This window comes from Xanthobacter autotrophicus, assembly GCF_030015065.1.
In the GTDB taxonomy this organism is placed as follows: domain Bacteria; phylum Pseudomonadota; class Alphaproteobacteria; order Rhizobiales; family Xanthobacteraceae; genus Xanthobacter; species Xanthobacter autotrophicus_D.
Window position 1 is genome coordinate 101973 of record NZ_JAIVFN010000004.1, and the last position, 6237, is coordinate 108209.

General features: G+C 68.6%; 6 protein-coding genes and 1 tRNA gene. 1 reads left to right on the plus strand and 6 read right to left on the minus strand.

What is annotated here, in order from left to right; genetic code table 11:
- Positions 1 to 14: 14 nt before the first annotated feature.
- Together K9U40_RS02310 and K9U40_RS02315 are read right to left on the minus strand one after the other, a co-directional pair.
- Positions 15 to 704, minus strand: coding sequence for a TetR/AcrR family transcriptional regulator (locus K9U40_RS02310; RefSeq protein WP_282888627.1), 690 nt, complete (start codon positions 702 to 704; stop codon positions 15 to 17).
- Positions 705 to 712: 8 nt separating this feature from the next.
- A complete protein-coding gene (locus K9U40_RS02315; protein WP_282888628.1) occupies positions 713 to 1129 on the minus strand; it encodes an ester cyclase in 417 nt (138 codons plus the stop codon).
- Positions 1130 to 1227: 98 nt separating this feature from the next.
- Here K9U40_RS02315 and K9U40_RS02320 point away from each other — a divergent pair, with 98 nt between their 5' ends.
- Entirely contained in the window at positions 1228 to 1983 is a 756-nt protein-coding gene (locus K9U40_RS02320; protein WP_282888629.1) for an MBL fold metallo-hydrolase, read from the plus strand.
- Positions 1984 to 2228: 245 nt separating this feature from the next.
- On the opposite strand, the gene K9U40_RS02325 is transcribed toward K9U40_RS02320, so the two are convergent.
- The 4 genes from K9U40_RS02325 to K9U40_RS02340 form a co-directional block, all read right to left on the minus strand.
- The gene (locus K9U40_RS02325) at positions 2229 to 2534 is read right to left on the minus strand and encodes a hypothetical protein (protein ID WP_282888630.1); all 306 of its coding nucleotides are present in this window, start codon (positions 2532 to 2534) and stop codon (positions 2229 to 2231) included.
- A 231-nt stretch (positions 2535 to 2765) separates the two neighbouring features.
- On the minus strand, positions 2766 to 3242 hold the full coding sequence (locus tag K9U40_RS02330) for a hypothetical protein (RefSeq protein ID WP_282888631.1): 477 nt from the start codon (positions 3240 to 3242) through the stop codon (positions 2766 to 2768).
- 249 nt (positions 3243 to 3491) lie between these two features.
- Positions 3492 to 3581 (minus strand) — tRNA-Ser (locus tag K9U40_RS02335).
- A 233-nt stretch (positions 3582 to 3814) separates the two neighbouring features.
- Positions 3815 to 6223, minus strand: a complete 2409-nt coding sequence (locus K9U40_RS02340) for a transketolase (protein ID WP_282888636.1) — start codon at positions 6221 to 6223, stop codon at positions 3815 to 3817.
- Positions 6224 to 6237: the final 14 nt, after the last annotated feature.

Genomic DNA, 6237 nt, shown 5'->3' on the forward strand with positions numbered 1-6237 from the left:
GCTTGCTTTGGTTCTCATCGCGCTGATGGGCTCGCCGGCTTCCGCGCGGCCATCTTCGGCCCGGGAGGCGCGCCGAACGCAGCCTGGACCAGCGCATGGATGGCCCAGGCCTTCACGTCCTGCGCCACCGCCTCGTCGACGCGCAGCACGTCCTCGAAGACGATCATGGCCTCGGGCCCGAAGATCAGGCTAAGCGCCCCGCACAGCCGCCCGTAGGCCTGGGTGTCGAGCTGGCCACGCGCCGGGGCGAGCGCCGCTTCGATCAGCTGCTGGCGGCGGTTCTGGCGGATGGGCACCCCCTGCGTTTCCACCAGGAGCAAGGACGCAAGCATGACCCGGATGGCCGGCTCGTTGTCGTAGGTCACGCGGTGGAGGGCTGCCTCGGCCTTGCGGAGCCGGGCTTCCACGTCGCGTGACGCATCGCCCGAGAACAAAGCGGGCCCATCCGGGGCGGCGATGTGGACGGAGGCCTCCGCCAATAGAACCTCCAGGTTCGGGAAATAGCGGTAGGCCGTGGCACGCGACACGCGCGCGGCCTCGGCCACCTCCTCCAGAGACGGCTTGTGCCCGTCCTTCATCAGGCCCGCCGCCGCCGCCAGCAGGTCCTTGCGGGTCCTGTAGTGCTGGTTCGCCCGGGCCGGGGACTTGCTGGCCGGAGACTTCCTGGCGGGAGACTTGCGGACCGGGGACTTGCCTGTCGACATGCCGCCCCTCAGCCGAGCTGCTTGAGGATGGCGCCGAAATCGAGCCAGACCTGCTCGCGGCGGATGTCGCCGGCTTCGGTGAACTCGAGCACATGGAGCATCCGGAACGAGAGCGCGCGCCCGCCGCCCTCAAGACCGAACGGCTTGCCCACGGCCCGCCCGCTCCAGCGGGTCTCGTCGATCAGGAAATGCTCGCCGTAGAGGCGGCGCACGCATTCGGTCCGGCTGTCCGCCAGATCCGCGAACAGCGCCTCATAGAACTTGCGCGCCTGCGCGTGGCCGACGGAGGGGCCATCGGGCCACCCCACCACATCATGCTCGCAATCGGGCGCGAGGGTGGACAGGACACCATCAATATCGTCGCGCGCCTCGAAGCCGAAATGCTCCTCGATCTTGCGATCCATGACTTCGGGGGTCAGGGCCATGGCGATCCTCACTCTTGATACGACTTGCTCTTTATGAGATATTTGTCTCACTAGGAAACAGGCGTGTCAAGCGTTGCCGCCCAACCGAGGAGACCATGATGGAAACGCGCACCGACGAGATCGCCGACGGCATCTTTCGCATCAGCGTATTCGTGCCGGACATCGCCCCGCCCGCAGGCTTCACCTTCAACCAATTCCTCATTCTCGGCGACGACCCCCTGCTGTTCCACACCGGCCTGAGGAAGATGTTCCCGCTCTATTGCGAGGCCGTGCGTCGTCTGGTGCCCCTCGATCGCCTGCGCTGGATCTCCTTCGGGCACTTCGAGGCCGACGAATGCGGCGCCATGAACGAGTGGCTCGCGGCGGCACCGAACGCCGAGCTCGCCCACGGCCAGACCGGGTGCCTCGTGTCGGTGACCGATATGGCGGATCGCCCGCCGCGCATCCTGGGGGACGGCGAGGTCGTCGATCTCGGGCGCGGCAAGCGCGTCCGCTACATCGACACCCCCCATACGCCCCACGGCTGGGATGCCGGCCTGATGATCGAGGAGTCGACCGGGACGCTGCTGTGCGGCGACCTCTTCACCCAGCTCGGCGACGGGCCCGCTTTGACCGACGGCGACATCGTGGGGCCCGCCATCCTCGCCGAGGACATCTTCAGGTATTCGAGCCTGAACCCGGACATGGGCCTGACGATCCGCGGTCTCGCAGGCCACGCGCCGCGCACCCTCGCCCTGATGCACGGCCCCTCATTCTCGGGCGACGGCCCGGCCGCCCTGCGCGCCCTGGCCGACGAATACGACCGCAAGGCTGCGGCGACCGTGTCGTCACGCCCGGCTTCCATGTCACGCTGAGCAGATCCGTCGTGGGCGGACCCGCCCCCGGGCGTCCTCGCCCTCCAGCTTGATGCCAGAGAGCGCGTTATCCGATCAGCTTGCGATGCAGGCTGATCGGCGCGCGCCTGACCGCGCGCTTCCCCCTCGCCGCGATGCGGGCCGCGCGTGCGGATGCCTGCGCAGGGGTCCGGCTTGATCCCCAAGCACCCCCTTGCCCCACCCCTTCGGTTTTCGTGTGGCCGCAGACCTGTCAGGCCACCGCCTCACTCCACGGCCAGCCGCTCGGCCAATTCCGTCACATCGTCCCAATTCAAATGGTGGCCTCCATCGGCCGTTTCCACACGAAGGCCGTCCTGCGTGACCGCGGCCGAGAATTCCGCATCGCTTCCGACCGGGCTCAGATAGATGGAATCGGTCCGCCGCCAGTCATAGGCGACTGCGGTGAAGGCGCGCGACAATGTCCGGCCCTCTTCCAGGGTCAGGTCAAAATACAACAGGTCGCTCAACATCATCCGCAGCATGTCGCCGAGCATCCGATGCGGCACGCGTTTGACGAGGGGATAGCTCATATGCCTTCGCTCAATATCGACCGTGGACACCCTGCCAGCCTGCAAGCGCCACCTCTCCGGGACCATGGTGGGTGCGATAGCCACCACCGCGAGGAATTCAGGGAAGCGCGGAAGCGCATTGCCGGTATCGTCCGTGCATCCGGGGTGAGAGCGGCAACCGGGGTCCGGCGTCGTCCGCGCCCTTCGCGTCAACGGTCATGCCGCCAGCGCGCGACCCTGGTCCTCCCTCGATCACGCTCCCGATGCAACAGCGCGAACCTCCTCCGGCTTCGCGACGAATTCCAGGCGGTCGGCCTGATCGAAGTCCGCCATGGGCACCTCGAACGCGAAACGGTTCGGGTACCAGAAGTTGGCATAGGGCAGGAACAGGCTGCTCGAGGACAGGCTGACCAGCTGCTGCGAGCCTGCAAGGAGGGTCGCGTCGAAGCCGACCCCGCCTGTCGGCGCCGCCGTGTTGTCGCCGAACACCTCGAACTGGACGAACAACTTGGCGGAAGGCACCCCGGCCTCGACCGTCTTGATCCCGATGACGCGCAGATCCTGGAAGCGGCGACCGATCGTGCCGTCCGCAAGAAGTTGCAGGAACTCGTGCACGCGCCCCTTCTTGACCACGGCGGCGTCGACCGCCGGCACACCCAGATCGGCCAGTCCGCCAGCCTTCGCGGGCGCCAATGCCACGACGGTGCGGGTTTCCTGCAATGAGGTCAAGACGAGCTCCTTGTACGGTTCGACATTGTATGGTTCGACGTCGGAAACCCGACCAAGACGCCGGGTCTGAGCCGCCGCAGGCATATTGCGCGCCAAATCGGCATGGCGGGCCGGACGCTCCCGGCAAGGGGTATCGAGGGGAGGGCGTTGTGCCGCGCCGGGCTTGTGAGAGCTGAGACCACGGTGCGCACTGCTGGGGAGGCGCGCTCTCGCACTTGCCCGCACCATCGGCACCACGTCATTGAAAACTGGCGGAGAGGGAGGGATTTGAACCCCCGATACGGTTGCCCGTATGCCGCATTTCGAGTGCGGTGCATTCGACCACTCTGCCACCTCTCCGCGAGGCCCGGCACCAGCAGGCGCTGGTGAGTGTGGTTCCGCGCTTCTAGCGGACGACAAAGCCGCCGACAAGCCGTCTAAACCATCCGCTCCGTTTTTCTCCCGCTCGGTCCTCCCACTCCACGCTCCGCCTTGTGAGGCGGCGCCCGCTCCTCGACCGGCAGCGACCGGGGTCGCCCGGGCGCGGTGCGGGTCATGCCACGGCCGGTGAGCAGGGCTCCTCGGCCGTGGCGTCACACCGCCTTGAGGTGGCGCAGCGGACGGCCGGGCGAGATGGCCTGCGCGGCCGCGACGATGGCGGCGGTGTCGAGGCCGTAATGGGCATAGAGGTCGGCAAGCGTCCCGGTCTGGCCGAAATGCTCCACGCCCAGCGCCCGGACCCGATGCCCCGCCACCGCGCCCAGCCAGCCCAGCGTTGCCGGATGGCCGTCAATGACGCTCACGATGCCGCAATGGCGGGGCAAGGGCTCAAGCAGCCGCTCCACATGGCTGGTGGCCCCGGCAAAGCCGCGCTCGCGGGCGCGGGCGGCGGCGGTCCAACCGGCGTTCAGCCGGTCGGCCGAGGTGACGGCGAGAAGGCCCACGTCGCGCCGGTCCTCGGCGATGAGAGCCACCGCGGCGACGGCCTCCGGCATCACCGCGCCCTGCACCGCCACCACCACCTCGCAATTGGGGCCGGGCGCGCGCAGCCAGTAGGCGCCGTCGACGATGCCGCGCTTCTGGGCCTCGCTCAACACCCGCTTGGGCTGCTCCAGCGGACGGGTGGAAAGGCGGAAATAGACCGAGCCGCCGGTCTCGTCACGCAGCCAGTTGCGCTCGTCGCCGGCCCCCTCGCCATCGCGCTGCACATAGTCGAAGGCAAACTCCATCAGTACCGCCAGCTCATCCACGAAGGCCGGCTCGAAGGCGGCGAGGCCGTCCTGTGCCATGCCGATGAGCGGGGTGGAGATGGACTGGTGCGCCCCGCCCTCAGGCGCCAGCGTGATGCCGGAGGGCGTCGCCACCAGGATGAAGCGGGCGTCCTGGTAGCAGGCATAGTTCAGCGCATCGAGGCCGCGGCAGATGAAGGGATCATAGAGCGTGCCCACCGGCACGAGGCGCGCCCCGAACAGGGAATGGGCGAGGCCGAAGGCCGAGAGGGTGAGGAACAGGTTCATCTCGGCGATGCCCAGCTCCACATGCTGCCCCTTGGGCGAGAACTCCCAGGCGAAGGTGGAGGGGATGCGCTCGCGCTTGAACACGTCCGCCAGCGCCGCGTGGGCGAACAGGCCGCGCCGGTTCACCCACGGCCCCAGATTGGTGGAGACGGTCACATCCGGCGAGGTGGTCACCACCCGGTCGGACAAGGCGCTCTCGCCCTTGGCCAGGTCCTGCAGGATGAGGCCGAAACCCGCCTGGTTGGAGATCACCGGATTGGGCGGCGGCGCCAGCGCCGGCACGGCCAGGGCCGGCGCTGTGAAGCGGCGCGGGCCGCCCTGCGCGAACGGCACGCGGCCGAGGAAGGCGGCAAGCTCCGCCGCCGGACGCCTCAGCCCCTCGAACGGCTCCCACTCGCGGCCGGCGCCCACCCCCATGGCGGCGCGCAGGGCCTCCATCTGGGCGGGGGTCATGAGGCCGGCATGGTTGTCCTTGTGGCCGGCGAGCGGCAGGCCGAAGCCCTTCACCGTGTAGCACAGGAAGGCCACCGGCCGGTCATGGTCGATGGCATCGAAGGCGGCGATGAGCGCGGCGATGTCATGACCGCCCAGATTGGTCATGAGGGCGGACAGCTCGGCATCCGAGCGCCGGGCGATGAGAGCGGAAACCGCGCCCTGGTCGCCAAGGTCGTCCATCAGCCGCTTGCGCCAGGCAGAACCGCCCTGGAAGGTGAGCGCGGCATAGTCGGCATTGGGGCAGGTGTCGATCCAGCTTTTCAGCGCCGCGCCGCCCGGCTCGGCGAAGGCGGCCTGCTGCAGGGTGCCGTATTTGAGCACGACCACCTGCCAGCCCATGGCCTCGAAGATGCCGGTGAAGCGCTCGTAGAGGCCCTCTCGCACCACGCCGTCGAGGCTCTGGCGGTTGTAGTCGATGATCCACCAGGTGTTGCGCACCTCGTGCTTCCAGCCCTCCAGCAGGGACTCGAAGACGTTGCCTTCGTCCAGCTCCGCATCGCCCACCAGGGCGATCATGCGTCCCTTCGGCCGGCCGCCGGCGAGGCCGTGGGCGTGCACATAATCCTGCGCGAGGCTGGCAAACAGGGTCTGCGCCACGCCGAGGCCCACAGAGCCGGTGGAGAAATCCACGTCGTCCGCGTCCTTGGTGCGGGAGGGGTAGGACTGGGCGCCTTTGAAGCCGCGGAAATGCTCCAGCCGCTCGCGGGTCTGGCGGCCAAGCAGATATTGGATGGCATGGAAAACGGGGCTGGCATGAGGCTTCACCGCCACCCGGTCCTCCGGGCGCAGCACGTGGAAATAGAGCGCGCTCATGATGGCGGCCAGCGAAGCCGAGGAGGCCTGATGACCGCCCACCTTCAGCCCGTCCGTGCCCGGGCGCAGGTGGTTGGCGTTGTGGATCATCCAGCTCGCCAGCCACAGCACCTTGCGCTCCAGCTCGGCGAGGAGGGCGAGGTCCGCCGCGCTCGGCGGCGCGGGGCGCGGGCGCAGGGGGGCGGCGAGGG